The organism is Streptomyces sp. NPDC006365, from assembly GCF_042870755.1.
Taxonomy (GTDB): domain Bacteria; phylum Actinomycetota; class Actinomycetes; order Streptomycetales; family Streptomycetaceae; genus Streptomyces; species Streptomyces xiangluensis.
This window is the reverse complement of record NZ_JBIAHS010000023.1, coordinates 41,345-58,645: the sequence shown is the minus strand read 5'-3', so window position 1 is coordinate 58,645 and position 17,301 is coordinate 41,345. Positions and strand designations below refer to the sequence as shown.

At 69.6% G+C, this 17,301-nt stretch carries 11 protein-coding genes; 8 read left to right on the top strand and 3 right to left on the bottom strand.

The features are described 5' to 3' along the window. Positions 1-18: 18 nt before the first annotated feature. Positions 19-2,193: a RecQ family ATP-dependent DNA helicase gene (locus ACFYO0_RS39935; RefSeq protein ID WP_388686297.1), complete on the bottom strand. Its 2,175-nt coding sequence runs from the start codon at positions 2,191-2,193 to the stop codon at positions 19-21. Positions 2,194-2,917: 724 nt separating this feature from the next. On the opposite strand from ACFYO0_RS39935, the gene ACFYO0_RS39930 reads away from it, so the two are divergent. Continuing rightward, positions 2,918-3,118 (top strand): hypothetical protein, encoded by a 201-nt coding sequence (locus ACFYO0_RS39930; RefSeq protein WP_388686295.1) that lies wholly within the window; start codon positions 2,918-2,920, stop codon positions 3,116-3,118. A 234-nt stretch (positions 3,119-3,352) separates the two neighbouring features. On the opposite strand, the gene kstD is transcribed toward ACFYO0_RS39930, so the two are convergent. Beyond that, positions 3,353-5,152: a 3-oxosteroid 1-dehydrogenase gene (gene kstD / locus ACFYO0_RS39925; protein WP_388686293.1), complete on the bottom strand. Its 1,800-nt coding sequence runs from the start codon at positions 5,150-5,152 to the stop codon at positions 3,353-3,355. Positions 5,153-5,784: 632 nt separating this feature from the next. Between kstD and ACFYO0_RS39920 the strand changes: the two genes are divergently transcribed. The 6 genes from ACFYO0_RS39920 (at position 5,785) to ACFYO0_RS39895 (ending at position 14,216) form a co-directional block, all read left to right on the top strand. After that, the gene (locus tag ACFYO0_RS39920; RefSeq protein WP_388686291.1) at positions 5,785-7,359 is read left to right on the top strand and encodes a DUF4192 domain-containing protein; all 1,575 of its coding nucleotides are present in this window, start codon (positions 5,785-5,787) and stop codon (positions 7,357-7,359) included. Positions 7,360-7,626: 267 nt separating this feature from the next. Next, positions 7,627-8,385, top strand: coding sequence for an NUDIX domain-containing protein (locus tag ACFYO0_RS39915; RefSeq protein ID WP_165339202.1), 759 nt, complete (start codon positions 7,627-7,629; stop codon positions 8,383-8,385). 90 nt (positions 8,386-8,475) lie between these two features. Then, the gene (locus ACFYO0_RS39910; RefSeq protein WP_388686289.1) at positions 8,476-10,248 is read left to right on the top strand and encodes an ATP-binding cassette domain-containing protein; all 1,773 of its coding nucleotides are present in this window, start codon (positions 8,476-8,478) and stop codon (positions 10,246-10,248) included. Positions 10,249-10,401: 153 nt separating this feature from the next. Beyond that, entirely contained in the window at positions 10,402-11,289 is an 888-nt protein-coding gene (locus ACFYO0_RS39905) for a FadR/GntR family transcriptional regulator (RefSeq protein WP_388686287.1), read from the top strand. Between the two features lie 405 nt (positions 11,290-11,694). After that, the gene (locus tag ACFYO0_RS39900; protein WP_388686285.1) at positions 11,695-13,266 is read left to right on the top strand and encodes an RNA polymerase sigma factor; all 1,572 of its coding nucleotides are present in this window, start codon (positions 11,695-11,697) and stop codon (positions 13,264-13,266) included. 131 nt (positions 13,267-13,397) lie between these two features. Then, positions 13,398-14,216: a S1 family serine peptidase gene (locus ACFYO0_RS39895; protein ID WP_388686283.1), complete on the top strand. Its 819-nt coding sequence runs from the start codon at positions 13,398-13,400 to the stop codon at positions 14,214-14,216. Between the two features lie 189 nt (positions 14,217-14,405). Here the strand turns inward: ACFYO0_RS39895 and ACFYO0_RS39890 are convergent, their stop codons facing one another. Beyond that, positions 14,406-14,636 carry a hypothetical protein gene (locus tag ACFYO0_RS39890; RefSeq protein ID WP_165255467.1) on the bottom strand — a complete coding sequence of 77 codons (231 nt, stop codon included), beginning with the start codon at positions 14,634-14,636 and terminating at the stop codon, positions 14,406-14,408. 444 nt (positions 14,637-15,080) lie between these two features. Here ACFYO0_RS39890 and ACFYO0_RS39885 point away from each other — a divergent pair, with 444 nt between their 5' ends. After that, a complete protein-coding gene (locus ACFYO0_RS39885; RefSeq protein WP_388686280.1) occupies positions 15,081-17,204 on the top strand; it encodes a type IIA DNA topoisomerase subunit B in 2,124 nt (707 codons plus the stop codon). The last annotated feature ends 97 nt before the right edge of the window (positions 17,205-17,301 follow it).

Genomic DNA, 17,301 nt, shown 5'->3' with positions numbered 1-17,301 from the left:
TCTTCTGGCGGGTGGGGGTCAGCCTTGCACGGCGAGTACAAGCGGCAGTGCTTCTTTGGCCCCCGCGCGGCGTAGGAGTCTGGCGGCGACGGCGAGTGTCCATCCCGTCTCCGTCGCGTCGTCGACGAGCAGTACGGGGCCATCGGCGGTGCGCAGGGCTTCGGTCAGCTGCGGGGGCACGACGAGTGCCCCGTTCAGGGCGCGGAGCCGCTGAGCGCTGTTGGAGCGTGGTACGCGGACGGAGTCCGCTTCTGCCGTGTACGTGATCGAGCCGAGCAGTGGCATGCGGCCGACCTCGGCGATCCGGGTGCCGAGCGACTCGATCAGGCGGGGCTTGGTGCGTGAGGCCATGGTGACCACTCCGACAGGACGGGCCGCTGCTTCGGGATCGCCGGAGGCCCAGCCTCCATGTCCCTTTGCCCAGTCGGCCAGCACTCCCACGACGGCGTTCAGCACGTCGTCGGGTACCGGCTGGTCCGGGGTCTGGGGTGAGAGCAAGGGGCGTAGCCGGTTGCCCCAGCCGATGTCGGTCAGCCGACCCAGTGCCCGCCCCGGGGAGGCTTGTTCCCCTGCGGGGATACGACCCTTGAGATCGACGCCGAGTGCGGGGAGCCCGGTGGGCCACATCCGGCGCGGCTGGACGTCCACGCCTGCCCGGCCCAGCTCGCCGAGCGCGGCGTCCAGGGCGGTGGGGGATGTCTCGGCCGCGAAGCGGGGGTGCCCGGTGCAGTTGTCGCAGCGGCCGCAAGGCGCCGCCGTCTCGTCGTCCAGCTGTCGCTGCAGGAATTCCATCCGGCAGCCGACGGTGGTGGCGTAGTCGCGCATGGCCTGTTGTTCGGCAGCCCGCTGTTTGGCGACCCAGGCGTAGCGCTCGGTGTCGTAGGTCCAGGGCCGGCCGGTGGAGATCCAGCCGCTCTTGACCCGTTTGACCGCGCCGTCCACGTCGAGGACCTTGAGCATCGACTCCAGGCGGGAGCGGCGCAGCTCGACCAGTGGCTCCAGGGCGGGCAGCGACAGCGGCTTTGGAGAGTGGGCGAGCACGTCGAGGGTGCGGCGGACGAGCTCCTCGGAGGGGAAGGCCAGGGAGGCGAAGTATTCCCAGATCGCTGCGTCCTCCCGGCCCGGCAGCAGCAGTACTTCCGCGTGCTCCACGCCACGGCCCGCGCGCCCGACCTGCTGGTAGTACGCGATGGGGGAGGAGGGCGACCCCAGGTGCACGACGAATCCGAGGTCGGGCTTGTCGAAGCCCATGCCAAGGGCTGAGGTGGCGACCAGGGCCTTGACCTTGTTGGTGAGCAGGTCCTCTTCGGCTTGCTGGCGGTCGGCGTTCTCGGTCTTTCCGGTGTAGGAGGCGACGGTGTGCCCGCGGGTACGCAGGAAGGCGGTGACCTCTTCGGCGGCTGCGACGGTGAGGGTGTAGATGATCCCGGAGCCTGGCAGGTTGTTCAGGTGCTCGGCGAGCCAGGCCAGGCGGTGGGCGGCGTCCGGCAGGTCCAGCACGTTCAGGCTGAGGCTTTCGCGGTTCAGTGGGCCGCGCAGCACCAGGGCGTCGGAGCTGCCCCCGGTGCCCAGTTGCTCGGCGACGTCGGTGGTGACGCGGGTGTTGGCGGTGGCCGTGGTGGCAAGGACCGGCACGTTGGGCGGCAGTTCGGTGAGCATGGTGCGCAGCCGCCGGTAGTCGGGGCGGAAGTCGTGGCCCCAGTCGGAGATGCAGTGTGCCTCATCGACGACCAGGAGGCCGGTGGCGGCGGCCAGCTTCGGCAGGACGTTGTCGCGGAAGTCGGGGTTGTTGAGCCGCTCCGGGCTGACCAGGAGCACGTCGACCTCGCCCGCGGCGACCTCGGCCTGGACGGTGTCCCATTCCTCGGTGTTGGAGGAGTTGATGGTCCGGGCGCTGATGCCGGCCCGGGCCGCGGCCTCGATCTGGTTGCGCATGAGTGCGAGGAGCGGGGAGACGATGACGGTGGGCCCGGAGCCCCACTCGCGCAGCAGCGCGGTCGCGACGAAGTACACGGCGGACTTGCCCCAGCCCGTGCGCTGCACGACCAGGGCCCGGCGTTTGTCTGCGACGAGGGCTTCTATCGCCCGCCACTGGTCCTCGCGCAGTCGTGCACGGCCAGTCGCGTCCCCGACGAGTCGGGCGAGGACGATGTCAGCCGCCGTACGAAGATCTGCGTTGCTCGTGTGCTCCATGCCTCCATACAACAGGACGGGTCCGACACACCTGGGAACAAGCCACCTCTCCAAGGCTTCGTGCATCACGGAAAAACAGCAACGAGCCGCGATGTTTTCGCAATGCGTGCAGGCGGTCAGCCCGTCGGTACCGCGAGGCCCATCCCATGGGCCCATTGTGGGAGGACGCCATCCTGACTGGACGATGTTGCGCAGGTTCGAGTCCCCGGCGGCCCGTACGGAGCATGGGACCGAGAGAAGTCGCGGTATGGGCGCCAGGTGATCCGGACGGTCGTCCAGTTGAATCGGTAGGCCGATGTCGCTCGGCCGCAGGTTCGAGTCCTGGGGCGGGGCCGATGCGCTGAGCGGAGAAGTGGCGCCACCCAGTAAGTACTCGCCGGAGTTTCGCGAGGAAGCAGTCCAGATCGCGTTGAGGTCGGGCAAGACGGTTGTTCACCAGCATCGCCATGCTGATCACCGTCGTGTTCACCGGCGCCTTCACCGCCGGAATGGTCGACCGTCTGCTGGCCCCGCGCTCGATCGGCATGGCGGGCCCCAGGGCACTCCCCCGGGCGGGCCACGTGCTGGTCGTCGGATTCGGACAGGTCGTGCTCCGGCTGTGCACCCGGTTGCAGGGGCTCGGCCTCGGTGCGATCGAGGTGGAACGCAACCCGGCGGCCCCCAACCTCCGGCCGGCGAGGCAGTCGGCATCCCCGTCGTCGTCGCCGAAGCCCCGTACAGGTTCGTGCCGGGCAGGTTCGGCCTCGACACGGCCCAGGCCATGGCCGCCGTCGTCTCCGACGCCCTGGACAACATCGCGGTGGCCGTGGCCGCACGGGCCGTCGCCCCCGATCTGCGGGTCGCCATCCGGGCGGGCGACCATGAGGCCATCGCCGAGACCCGGTCCCTGTTCAGCTTCGGCATCGTCCAGACCTCGCGAGCCTGAGCGCCGCCCAGACGGCCGCGAGCCTGACCGGCCTACGGCCACGCGGAGTGCTCGCACAGGGCCGGCCGCTGTTGGTGGAGCGCGAGAACGGGACGTTCACCCAGTGGCCGCACGGGTCCCGGTGCCATCACCAGCAGGCCGGGCTTCGAGGGACAGAGCGATCCTCGAGGGACACCATGGGAGTCCGCAGACCAGTATCAGAGGCTGGAGAAGGTACCTGAAGCGGTTGACGACTCACCTCCGCGCCGCGATGTCCCGTGCCGCGATGTACCCGAACGCCATCGCGGGTCCGATCGTCGAGCCCGCGCCCGCGTAACTGCGGCCCATGACGGCGGCGCTGGCGTTTCCCGCCGCGTACAGCCCGGGGATCACCGAGCCGTCCGGGCTGAGCACCCGCGCCCGGGCGTCGGTGAGCAGGCCGCCCTTGGTGCCGAGGTCGCCCGGAACGATCCGGAAGGCGTAGTAGGGGGCCGACCACAGCGGTGCCAGGCAGGAGTTGGGGCGGACGGAGGGGTCCGTGTAGTAGTGGTCGTACGCGCTGTCGCCGCGCCCGAAGTCGCTGTCCTCGCCATTCCTCGCAAGGGAGTTGAAGCGGTCGACGGTGGCGCGCAGAGCGGCCGCGGGTACGCCGATCGAGGCGGCCAGCGAGTCCAGTGACCACGCCTTGTGGACGGCGCCCGACTCGTACCAGGCGTTGGGGAACACGAAGGTCGGCGCTACGTCCTTGAAGAGGTAGCGGTTGCGGTAGTTCTGGTCGACGATCAGCCAGGCGGGGATGTGCGGGGCTGTCGGGGTGTCGCGGTCGTACATGGTGTGGACGACATCGCCGTACGGGGCGGCCTCGTTGACGAAGCGCGCTCCGGCCGCGTTGACGAGGAGCCCGCCGGGCAGAGTGCGTTCGGCGAGGCAGAAGTACGGCTGGTCAGGGAGCGGGATCGCAGGACCCCACCACGCGTCGTCCATCAATCCCAGCGCCGCGCCTGCCCGTTCACCGGCTCGGATACCGTCGCCGGTGTTCTCCTTGGCGCCGACCGTCCACTGGGTGCCGATCGGCTGCTCCTGGTACCGCTCGCGCATGGCCGCGTTGTGCTCGAAGCCGCCCGAGCCGACGATGACGCCACGGCGGGCGCGCAGCAGTCCGGGTGCGCCGTTCCTGGTGACGACCGCGCCGGTGACGGCGCCGTTCTCCCTGTGCAGATCGGTCAGCGGCGTGTTCAGCCACACGGGCACGTCGGCCTTGAGCAGCCCGGCGCGCAGCCCCGCCGCCAGCGATTGCCCCATGGTGAGTGGCTTCTGGCCAAGCAGCGCCGCCTTCGTCCCCCGGGCCAGGCACTCGGTGGCCACGGCGAGCCCCTTCGCGCTGACCGCGGAAAGGACGAGCCACTTGTAGTCGGCGCTGAAGACGACCATGCCGGCCGGGACCGTCATGTACGACGGGTTCAGGCGGGCCAGCTCCGCACCCAGGATGTTCCCGTCGAGCTGGTCGGGCTCGATGGAACGGCCCTGCGCCAGCCCGCCGGGCAACTCCGGGTAGTAGTCGCTGTAGCCCTCCATCCACCGGAAGCGCAGCGGGCTGTTGGCCATGACGAAGGAGAGCATGGCGGGCCCATGGTCGAGGAAGGCATTCTGCCGGTCGACCGGGACGTCGTCGCCGACCACGGCCGCGAGGTAGGTGGCGGCCTTCGCCGGGGTGTCGGGCACCCCGGCGGCCAGGATGACGGAGTTGTTCGGGATCCAGATGCCCGCGCCGGAACGGGCCGCCGAGCCGCCGAAGGTGGCCGCCTTCTCCACGACGACGCACGTCAGGCCCTGCTTGGCGGCGGTGAGCGCGGCCGTCATACCGGCGGCTCCGGAGCCGATGACCACGACGTCGTACGTGCCGAGGAGGGGCAGGTCGGCGGCGTCGGCGTAAGGGCCGCCGGGATACGGCATGCCGCCGGCGAGGGCGAGGCCGGCGCCGGCGGCACCGATCACACGGCGGCGCGAAGGGGCGGAGAGCGACGTACGTCTGACGGGATCAGCGTGGGTGGACATGGCAGGTCTCTCCAGTCTGGTCAGGGAAAGGGAGGCCGTGCTGTGCTGCCGGGGACACGAAAGGGCCCCGGCGCCCGTTTCTGATGCAGAGTCAGGAATGTGGCGCGGGAACCGGGGTGAAGTCAAGGGGTACGCCACCCCGAGCGGCGTACGCCATGCGGAGCCCGGTGTTCCTCCCGTACGACCGCTTCACCCGTTGCCGTTCCCCGTGCGCATCCTCGGGTGCTGTCCGGCCGCTGAATCCATAGCCGACGGGCGTGCTGTGTGTTGGGGGGCCGTGGGGCTCGCGCCCTGCTCGCGCAGCAGCGCGGTCGCGACGAAGTGCGCCGCGGACTTGCCCCAGCCCGTACGCTGCACGACCAGGGCTCTGCGTTTGTCGGCGACGAGTGCTTCGATGGCTCGCCACTGATCCTCGCGCAGCCGGGGCGTCGTCCGCCCGGGCGCCGACGAGGCCAGCGAGAACGGTATCGGCCGCAGTGCGCAGGTTTTCGTTGGTCATGGCCCCATGCAACCCGATGGGTCGGACATCGCGCGAACGCGTTCGCCGGGCTGTGGACAACTTCTGACGCGGTCATGATCGCGGTTATCCACAGGGTAAAGCGGAATCTCAGGATCCGCGGGATGGTCGCCACATGACGAATCACAGCGAAGCGGCCGGGGCTTCCGGCAACGGTGACATCAGCGGGCACGACGCGCACGGGGAAGGGGGCGAGCGTGGCGGCCATGGCGAAGGTCGCGCGGGTGGAGGTGCCGACGGTGCGGGGCGCGGGGCGGGCGGTGTCCCGTGCGCAGAGCACCAGGTCACGCTCCGCACTCCGGCTGAACTGGCCGATGCTCTGCCTTACTTGCTCGGATACCGGCCCGAGGACAGCATCGTGCTCGTCGCCCTGCACGACCGGGACGGGCGGGGCCGGTTCGGCGGACGAGCACGGCTCGGCATCCCTGGCAGCGCGGACGACTGGCCGGCCGTGACCGAGCAGTTGGCGCAGGGCCTCGTCAAGGGAAGCGAACGCAGGGGCGCACCGGTCGAGAGCATGGTCGCCTTCCTCTGCCAGGACCCCGAGAGCGGCGAGTCGGGGCAGGAGGTCATGGGACGCCTGCGCCCGCTGGCGCAGTTGCTGCGCACGGCATGCGGCGCTCTCGACGTTCCCGTGGTCGAGGCACTGTGCATCTCGGACAACCGCTGGTGGTCGTATGTCTGCCCCAGTGAAGAGTGCTGCCCTTCCGGCGGTACGCCCATGGGCCTGCCCGGCACCTCGGTCCTGGCCGCCGCGGCGACGTACGCCGGTCTCCAAGTACGGGGTTCGCTACGGGAGTTGAGGGCAAGGCTCAGCCCCTGGGAGACTGCGGCGGCGCTGGAGCAGGAGTCCGCGCTGAACGCCGTGAGCATGGCTCTCATTCCCAGGATCCTGGACGACGAGAGCCGTGCGGACGTCGCGGACCAGACTCTGGAACTGGCCGACCGGCTCATGCGCCGGTTCGCCGACGTCCCACCCCTGTCCGGCACGCTTCCGGTCGATCTCCGCGATGACGAGCTACTGGCCCACGACGAGGCCGCCACTCTGATCCTCGGCCTCCAGGACCGCACGACGCGTGACAGGGCGGCGGAGTGGATGGAGGGCGACGAGGCGGGTCCGGCGTTGCGCCTGTGGCGCGCCCTCGCCCGCCGCTGTGTGGGAGCGTACGGGGAGCATGCGGCGGCGCCGCTGACCCTCGCGGGATGGGTCGCCTGGTCCTCCGGCGACGAGCTGGAGGCTCGCGAAGCCCTCGCCATGGCGCTCGGCGCGGATCCCGGGTATCTCTTCGCCCGCCTTCTGCATCAGGCGTGCAACGAGGGCCTGGATCCAGAGTCGATTCGCCGGTGCCTTCGGAAGGAACGCGCGGATCGCGGCGGCGCGGTGGCGGGGTCCGAGGCGGGCGTTTCCTCGGCGTCGCGGGCCGGGGCCGACGGGCCGTCCGGTCACACCACGAAACCGTCGACACGGACGACTCCTCGTCGCCGACGCAGGACGCGGTCCACGCGCAGCCCCGGCAGCAGCCATCCGAGCCGACGCTCGGCCGGGCCGGAGGGAGGCACGCGCCGTCCCCGGCCTGCCGTCGAGGGCTCCATCGCGGCGGAAGAGCGCGGCCGTGCCGGCGACAGCACGGACAGTGCTTCTCGGTCCCGGCGAGGTGTCGGACGTCGCGAAACACGGAGCGACACGTGAGGGTGGGGGAGCGATACGGAGAGATGGGGGTGGCCTGGCTGTGGGGTTGGATTCTGCTGCTGTCGGTGACGTTCCGGGGCTGGGCCGGGCTCGGGCGGGTGCTGCTCGTTTCCTCTGCCGGATGTCGGCGCGTATGGCAACCCCGGGACCGAAGGGATCAAGAGTCGGCGGCCTCCTATGACGTCCATACCGGGGCGGAGTGGATCAGCCGTCCCGGTGACCGGGGAAAGGAGTGCTTATCGTCAGGCAGACGACTATGATCGCGACATGCCCTACGACCCGTCAGCCTTCCCGCCCTTTGCCGTCACCGTTGACCTGGTCGTATTGACCGTGCGCCGCGATGCCCTGTGCGCGTTGGCGGTACGGAGGGGCGAGCCCCCGTTCCAGGGGCGGTGGGCGCTGCCCGGCGGGTTCGTGCGGCCCGACGAGGACCTGGCGCAGGCCGCCGCGCGGGAACTGGTCGAGGAGACCGGGCTGTGCGCCCACGACCCGGACGCCCCCGCGCAGGACAACGGCGCGCACTTGGAGCAGCTCGCCACCTACGGCGACCCCAAGCGCGACCCGAGGATGAGGGTCGTCAGCGTCGCCCACCTCGCGCTAGCCCCCGATCTGCCCGCGCCCAGGGCCGGCGGTGACGCGAACAGCGCGCGCTGGGCCCCCGTCGAGGAACTGCTCCAGCGGGGCGGGTACGGCCGCGACGGCGAACAGGCGGCACCGCTCGCCTTCGACCACGCGCAGATCCTGGCCGACGGGGTGGAGCGCGCCCGCTCCAAGATCGAGTACTCATCCCTGGCCACTGCCTTCTGCCCGACCGAGTTCACCGTGGGCGAGTTGCGTCGCGTGTACGAGGCGGTGTGGGGAGTGGCGCTCGACCCCCGCAATTTCCACCGCAAGGTGACCGGCACTCCCGGCTTCCTTGTGCCCACCGGAGGTACGACCACCCGGCAGGGCGGCCGCCCCGCCCAGCTCTTCCGCGCGGGCGGCGCCACACTGCTCAATCCGCCGATGCTGCGCCCCGAGGTCTGACACAGGACTCGGCTCGACGGGTACGAGGGCCGTTCCGGGGTGGGGTCAGGGTGCCCGAAAAACCGTACATATCGCGCTATCTTGCCTTGGGTGATCCAGGCCATCGGACTGACCAGCAACCCTCGCAAGGAGCTTCCGCCCGCCGTCGACGACGTGTCCTTCGAGGCGCACGCGGGACGCGTCACGGCGCTCCTCGGAGCCCCGGGCGCAGGCAAGACGACAACGCTGAGGCTCATGCTCGAGCTCCAACAGGGCCGCGGAATCACCCACTTCAGAGGCCGTCCGCTGCACCGCATCCCCCATCCCGCACACGAAGTGGGTGTGCTCCTCGGAGAGGTTCCGGGGCATCCGGCGCGCACGGTCCGCGGTCAACTTCGCATGCTGTGCGCCGCCGTGGGCGTGCCCGTCCGTCGCGCCGACGAAGTCCTCGAAGCGGTGGGTCTCGTCAGCCTCCGCGACGAGCGCCTCGGCACGCTCTCGCGGGGCATGGACCGTCGGCTGGGCCTTGCTTGCGCGCTGTTGGCCGACCCGCACACGCTCGTTCTCGATAACCCTGCCGACGGGCTCTCGGTCCGTGAAAGCCGCTGGCTGCACGGAGTTCTGCGCGCGTATGCCGCCGGGGGCGGCACCGTGCTGTTCACCACGGACGACCCGAAGGAGGCCGCGCGGACCGCCGACCGGGTCGTCACGATCGAGGAGGGCAAGCTCGTAGCGGACCAGGAGGTCGCGGACTTCGCCCGCACCCGGCTCCGGCCTCGCGTCGCCGTCCGCAGCCCTCACGCCGCCCGGCTCGCCGCCCTCCTCACCAAGGAGGCTCGCACGACACGGCGTTCCGTCGAGGTCGTGCGAGAGGACGGCAGCCGACTCTCGGTGTACGGAAGCACGTGTGCCGACGTCGGTGACACCGCGTACCGCCACGGCATCCTCGTACATCAACTGGCCGACGAAATCGGCGACATGGGGCCAACGGCAGGCCGGCCGCCCGCGGATGACTCTCAGGAGGCCGAGGCGTCCCCGAGGCCTGTCGAGCCGGAGAACGCGGATGTCCCGTCCCACCTCCCGCCCCCCATTACCGTCCGCCAGAGCCGCAATCCGCTGCGTCCCCTGCGCTACGAACTGCGCCGCGCGGCAGGAGTCGGCACCGGTTACCTCACCGCGGCAGCCGTGCTCGCCACCTCCGCCGTCACTTCCGTACTCCTGGCACGGGTGGGACACACGCCACAGCCGCGGCTGCTCGCCGCGTGGCCGCAGCAATTCCCGCTGCCGCCCGCGGCGCTCGGCGCGGGGCTGCTCGGCGCCGTCGCCTTCGGCGACGAGTTCCGCCACCCCGCCCTGGCCGCGGACCGCGGCACCGTCCCCCGCCGCCTGGGACTGCTCGCCGCCAAACTCCTCGTTGCCGCCGCCACCGCGCTGATCCTGGCCATCCTCACGGTCGGCGTGGACGCCGAACTGCTCTACATCGTCTACGGACGGGAGGTCGCCGGTGTCCCCGCCGACTGGCCTTCGCTGGGTGCCAGTTGGATCGGCCTCGTGGTGGGCTGCGCCTGGGCCGGCGTGCTGGCCGCGGGCGTCTTCCGGTCGACGACCGCCGGACTCGCGGCCGTTCTCGCCGTGCCGATCGTCGTCGTACCCCTCGTGCACGAGGTCTTGGCGGGGCCGTCCGTGCGGACCGCGACCGGGTTTTCGATGCGACTACGTGAGTTCGTGCTGGCGCAGTGGCCCTTCGGCGGCGAGAGATTTCTGGCCGCCGGAGCACATGTGATCACTCAACCCGTGGGCGGTGCGCTGGTGTTGTCGCTCACCGTCCTCATCTGCACGTACCTGCTCACGACCCTGCGAAGCAGGGTCCGGTGGCGGTTGTGAGCGGCACACGCGTTCCCCGACGCGCACAACTCATCGGGGAACGCCCATTTCTTTCCGATAAGGCGTCAATTGCGACGGGGTGAGCGATCACCCTTTCGTGTGCTTTTCACCAAAGCCCTCAAGGCAGTTGGGGGCGGCGCCGACAAAGGATGCGTGACTACCCTTGCGCACACCATGATGACCGCCGCCCGCTCCGCAGACTCCGGCCTCGCCGGCCCGGGCGAAATCGACCGCTATCCCTACGCGGAGGCCCCCGGCGTCGATCGCGTCGGCGTCCCCGCGTGGGAGGGCACGGACCAGGAGCTGGGCCGCGTGGGCAGGCGGGCCGGGGGCTCCCGCGGCCGCGGCCTGCACGGCCAACTCGTCCAACAGCTCGGCCAGATGATCGTTTCCGGAGACCTCGGAGCGGACCGCCCGCTCGTCCCCGAGGAGATCGGCCAGCGGTTCGAGGTCTCCCGTACCGTCGTCCGTGAGTCACTCCGCGTCCTCGAGGCCAAGGGCCTGGTCAGTGCCCGCCCCAATGTCGGCACACGGGTACGGCCCGTGAGCGACTGGAACCTCCTCGACCCGGACATCATCGAGTGGCGGGCCTACGGTCCGCAGCGTGACGACCAGCGGCGCGAGCTGAGCGAGCTGCGCTGGACGATCGAGCCCCTGGCCGCCCGCCTCGCCGCCGGACACGGACGCGAGGAGGTGCAGCAGCGGCTCGCCGACATGGTCGAGATCATGGGGCACTCCATGGCGCAGGGCGACGCGCTCACCTTCTCGCGCGCCGATGCGGAGTTCCACTCGCTCCTCATCCAGGTCGCGGGCAACCGCATGCTGGAGCACCTCTCCGGGATCGTGTCGGCCGCCCTCCAGGTCTCCGGCGGCCCGGTCGCCGGCTGCGACCGGCCGAACGAGATCTCGCTCGCCCACCACGCCAGGATCGTCGACGCCCTCGCCGCCGGTGATGGAGCGGCGGCCGAGGCCGCCATGCGTCAACTGCTCACCGTCCACCCCGAGGTGGAGCGCGTGGTGCCCGCCCCGCGCGAGCACTGACCACGCGCCGGGGCGCAGTCGGGGACACGTACCCTCGCGCGGCATCGCGTGGTCGGCGAACGATCCGTCGCCGGACTCTGCCGGATCCCCTCTGGGATCCGGCAGAGTCCGGCGGTGTGAGGAAGCCTTGCGCCCACGGGTTGACCATCTTTGACCGTATCTGGCCGCATTTGGACGCTTACGGGGTGTGACTCGGGCCACGCAGATTGGGCGTAACACTCCTCGGAACAGCGCGATGACCTAAGAGGTGACAGCCGACGAGGGAATACGGACGCCGTTCATGGCGCTGTGTATCTTGGCGGCCCCCGCCCGCGCCGTTGGCTCATCCCCCAGTCGACGGTCGTCGGCTCCGGTCCACACTGGACGGGGCCGGAAGCCGTTTTCCAACGTTCCGAGAGGTTGTTCGTGTCGGCCAGCACATCCCGTACGCTCCCGCCGGAGATCGCCGAGTCCGTCTCTGTCATGGCGCTCATTGAGCGGGGAAAGGCTGAGGGGCAGATCGCCGGCGATGACGTGCGTCGGGCCTTCGAAGCTGACCAGATTCCGGCCACTCAGTGGAAGAACGTACTGCGCAGCCTCAACCAGATCCTCGAGGAAGAGGGTGTGACGCTGATGGTCAGTGCCGCGGAGCCCAAGCGCACCCGGAAGAGCGTCGCAGCGAAGAGTCCGGCCAAGCGCACCGCCACCAAGACCGTCGCGGCGAAGACGGCGACGGCCGAGCAGGCCACCGCCACCGCCGCTCCGGCGATGCCTGCCGTCGAAGCTCCCGCCGAGGACGCTCCCGCCGAGGACGCTCCCGCCGAGGACGCTCCCGCCAAGAAGGCCGCTGCCAAGAAGGCGACCGCCAAGAAGGCCGTCGCTAAGAAAGCCGTTGCCAAGAAGGCGCCGGCCAAGAAGACCGCCGCCAAGAAGGATGACGTCGAGGCGATCGACGAAGAGGCGGTCGAGGAGACCCCGGGTACCGGCAAGGCCGGTGCCGAAGAACCCGCCGAGGACGGCGCCCAGGGCTTCGTCCTCTCGGACGAGGACGAGGACGACGCGCCCGCGCAGCAGGTCGCCGCGGCCGGTGCCACGGCCGACCCGGTCAAGGACTACCTCAAGCAGATCGGCAAGGTCCCGCTCCTCAACGCCGAGCAGGAGGTCGAACTCGCCAAGCGCATCGAGGCCGGTCTGTTCGCCGAGGACAAGCTGGCCAACGCCGACAAGCTCGCCCCCAAGCTCAAGCGCGAGCTGGAGATCATCGCCGAGGACGGCCGCCGCGCCAAGAACCACCTCCTGGAGGCCAACCTCCGTCTGGTGGTCTCCCTGGCCAAGCGCTACACCGGCCGCGGCATGCTCTTCCTGGACCTCATCCAGGAGGGCAACCTCGGTCTGATCCGCGCGGTCGAGAAGTTCGACTACACCAAGGGCTACAAGTTCTCCACGTACGCCACCTGGTGGATCCGTCAGGCGATCACCCGCGCGATGGCCGACCAGGCGCGCACCATCCGTATCCCGGTGCACATGGTCGAGGTCATCAACAAGCTCGCGCGCGTGCAGCGTCAGATGCTCCAGGACCTGGGTCGCGAGCCCACCCCGGAGGAGCTGGCCAAGGAGCTCGACATGACCCCGGAGAAGGTCATCGAGGTCCAGAAGTACGGCCGCGAGCCGATCTCCCTCCACACTCCCCTGGGTGAGGACGGCGACAGCGAGTTCGGCGACCTCATCGAGGACTCCGAGGCCGTCGTCCCGGCCGACGCGGTCAGCTTCACGCTCCTCCAGGAGCAGCTGCACTCCGTCCTCGACACCTTGTCCGAGCGCGAGGCGGGCGTCGTGTCCATGCGCTTCGGTCTCACCGACGGTCAGCCGAAGACCCTCGACGAGATCGGCAAGGTGTACGGCGTCACGCGTGAGCGCATCCGCCAGATCGAGTCCAAGACGATGTCGAAGCTGCGTCACCCGTCGCGCTCGCAGGTCCTGCGCGACTACCTCGACTAGATCCCGGCCGTACGTCACCAGGGCCCGGTCCCCCTCACAGGGAGCCGGGCCCTCGGCGTGTGTGGAGTGCGCACCACCGCCTCGTGAATCACTCTGGGTTTCTCATGACCACCTCAGAGTGAGGAGCGCGTATGCGTCGGCCCTTTGTACGAGCGCTGGCTCTCGCGGCTGTAGCGGCCGTGATACCGCTGGCATCCCCCGCCCCCGCGGCGGCCGACAGCGTCGTCATCGGCGGCTATCCCGTCGAGATCTCCGAGAGCCCCTGGACGGTGGCACTGGCGAGTCGTGACCGCTTCGGGGGTACGCGGGCCGGGCAGTTCTGCGGGGGTGCGGTGATCGGCCGGTCGACCGTGCTGACCGCGGCCCACTGTCTGGGCGAGGCGGCGCTGGGCGCACCCCTGGGGCAGGTCCGCGATCTGAAGGTGATCGCCGGGCGCGGGGACCTGCTGGGGGACGAGGGCAGGGAGATCCCGGTGCGCGCGGTCCGGGTCAACCCGGCGTACGACAGCTATACGAACGCCGGTGACGTCGCTGTGCTCACTCTCACAGAGCCGCTGCCCGCGAGCTCGGTGATTCGCATGGCGGGCTCCGGTGACACGGCCTACCGGCCCGGTACGGACGCTGTGGTCTACGGCTGGGGCGATACGACGGGCGGGGGTGACTTCGCACACGCGCTGCGGGCCACACGGGTGCGGGTGCTGTCCGACGCCATCTGCGAGGAGGCGTATCCGGGCAGTGCGGAGGGGAAGTATCTGGCCGACTCCATGCTGTGCGCGGGGGAGCTGGCTGGTGGCCGGGACGCCTGCCAGGGGGACAGCGGGGGGCCGCTGGTCGCCCAGGGGCGGCTGATCGGCCTTGTGTCCTGGGGGAGCGGCTGCGGACAGGCTGAGAGCCCAGGCGTTTATGCGCGGGTCTCAGGCGTCGTCAGGGAGCCGGGCGTGGGCAACTGAGGAGTACGTGCCGGTCACGGCTGATGACAGGGACGTACAGGCATGGTCGCCGGCTGGGATGTGCACAGGCGTGGTGGCCCGCTGGTTGTGCGGGCCACCAGGCATGACGACGGGCGGCCGCCCCTGCTGCCAGGGACAGCCGCCCGGTCACCGGCCTGTGCCGTGCTGGCTCGTCGTGGATGCGAAGTGTCAGCGCTCTTCTTCGTTGGCGCTTGCCGGGGCGGCCGTCAGCCGCTCCGTCTCGTCCTGTATCTCAGCGGCGATCTTCTTGAGTTCCGGCTCGAACTTGCGTCCGTGGTGGGCGCAAAAGAGCAGTTCACCACCGCTGAGGAGGACGACGCGCAGATATGCCTGGGCGCCGCAACGGTCGCAGCGGTCAGCGGCCGTCAGTGGGCTCGCGGGGGTCAGAACAGTAGTCACGTCGCCTCTTCTCTAGCTCGACGAGCTGTCGTACCAGGGTCAACATCCAACCAGGCCCAAAACGTTCCCGCTCGGGACTCTGCCTCGGAAAAATCTCGATCCGAGTCGGCTGTCTGCTGCCGGTTGGCGGCGAATGAGCCGTATTGCGTGTCTTTGTATCTTTACGGGTTCGCGCTGTCTGTCAGGGTCAAGTCCTCCCGGCTGGGTTGCCGGTTGTTCATGAGGACGTGCCCGGAGCCTAAATGGTTCATGCCTGGAAGGGAACGTGATATGTACTTCACTCAATCGAGGGATCGAACAGGCATGCGACGCTGGACTACCCTGAGTCCCAGACGAGGGTGGTGTTACAACGGCTCTACCAGGCCTCTGTACCCTCGGACCGGCGACCGAAGCCGGTCCTTACCCTAAAGGGCCCCACTTGAAATTCAGCGAGGAGCGAACCGCGTGACCGCCGAGACGTCCGTGCCGTCCACAGCGCTGCTGACCGGAGCAGACCGGGACGGTTCCAACTACACCGCGCGGCACCTGCTCGTCCTTGAGGGGCTCGAGGCCGTGCGGAAGCGCCCGGGCATGTACATCGGGTCGACCGACAGCCGCGGTCTGCTCCACTGCCTCTGGGAGATCATCGACAACTCCGTGGACGAGGCCCTGGGCGGGTACTGCGACCACATCGACGTGATCCTGCACGACGACGCATCGGTGGAGGTCCGGGACAACGGCCGCGGCATCCCGGTCGACGTGGAGCCCAAGACCGGTCTCTCCGGTGTCGAGGTCGTGATGACCAAGCTGCACGCCGGCGGCAAGTTCGGCGGCGGCTCGTACGCGGCTTCCGGCGGCCTGCACGGCGTGGGTGCCTCCGTAGTGAACGCGCTGTCGGCCCGCCTGGATGTCGAGGTGGACCGCGGAGGACACACGCACTCCGTCAGCTTCCGGCGCGGTACGCCCGGTGCCTTCAAGGGGGCCGGGCCGGACGCGGCCTTCGACGCCTCGGCCGGTCTGCGCAAGCTCAAGAGGATCCCCAAGACCCGCACCGGCACACGCGTGCGCTATTGGGCCGACCGCCAGATCTTCCTCAAAGACGCCAAGCTCTCCCTGGACACGCTGCACCAGCGCGCCCGCCAGACCGCCTTCCTGGTGCCCGGACTGACCATCGTCGTCCGCGACGAGTACGGACTCGGCGAGGGCGGCAGCAAGGGCGAGGAATCCTTCCGTTTCGACGGAGGCATCAGTGAGTTCTGCGAGTACCTGGCGAGTGACAAGCCCGTCTGCGACGTCCTCCGCTTCTCCGGCCAGGGCAGCTTCAAGGAGACGGTCCCGGTTCTGGACGACCACGGCCAGATGACGCCCACCGAGGTCACCCGTGAACTCGGTGTCGACGTCGCGCTGCGCTGGGGCACCGGTTACGACACGACGCTCAAGTCGTTCGTCAACATCATCGCCACTCCCAAGGGCGGCACCCACGTCGCGGGCTTCGAGCAGGCCGTCACCAAGACGGTCAACGAAGTGCTGCGTACGAAGAAGATGCTGCGCGTCGCCGAGGACGACATCGTCAAGGACGACGCCCTGGAGGGCCTCACCGCGGTGGTGACGGTGCGCCTCGCCGAGCCGCAGTTCGAGGGCCAGACCAAGGAGGTGCTCGGCACCTCGGCGGCCCGTCGCATCGTGACGAACGTCGTCTCGCAGGAGCTCAAGGCGTTCCTGACCACCACGAAGCGTGACGCCGCCGCCCAGGCCCGCGTCGTCCTGGAGAAGGCTGTCGCCGCCGCCCGTACGCGCATCGCGGCCCGCCAGCACAAGGACGCCCAGCGCAGGAAGACCGCCCTGGAGTCCTCCTCGCTGCCCGCCAAGCTCGCCGACTGCCGTAGTGATGACGTGGAGCGCAGCGAGCTGTTCATCGTCGAGGGAGACTCCGCGCTCGGCACCGCGAAGCTCGCGCGGAACTCCGAGTTCCAGGCGCTGCTGCCGATCCGCGGCAAGATCCTCAACGTCCAGAAGGCGTCCATCTCGGACATGCTCAAGAACGCCGAGTGCGGCGCGATCATCCAGGTCATAGGAGCCGGGTCCGGCCGGACCTTCGACATCGACGCGGCCCGCTACGGCAAGATCATCCTTCTTGTCGACGCCGACGTCGACGGCGCGCACATCCGCATCCTGCTCCTCACGCTCTTCCAGCGCTATATGCGACCGATGGTCGAGGCGGGCCGGGTGTTCGCCGCGGTTCCGCCGCTGCACCGCATTGAGCTGACCCAGCCGAAGAAGGGCCAGGACAAGTACGTCTACACATACTCGGACCGCGAACTGCGCGACAAGCTGCTGGAGTTCCAGAGCAAGGGCATCCGGTACAAGGACTCCATCCAGCGCTACAAGGGCCTCGGTGAGATGGACGCCGACCAGCTGGCCGAGACCACGATGGACCCCCGCCACCGCACCCTGCGCCGCATCAACATCTCCGACCTGGAGGCCTCCGAGCAGGTCTTCGACCTGCTGATGGGGAACGAGGTGGCACCGCGCAAGGAGTTCATCTCCAACTCGGCGGCGACCCTGGACCGTTCGCGCATCGACGCCTGAGCGCTCCGCTAGAAGCACGGTGATGGACCTGCGGGCCGGTGGGGGCTGGTCGCGCCCCGCGGCGGAGCCGCAAATGTCACAGCCCCGCGCCCCTTAC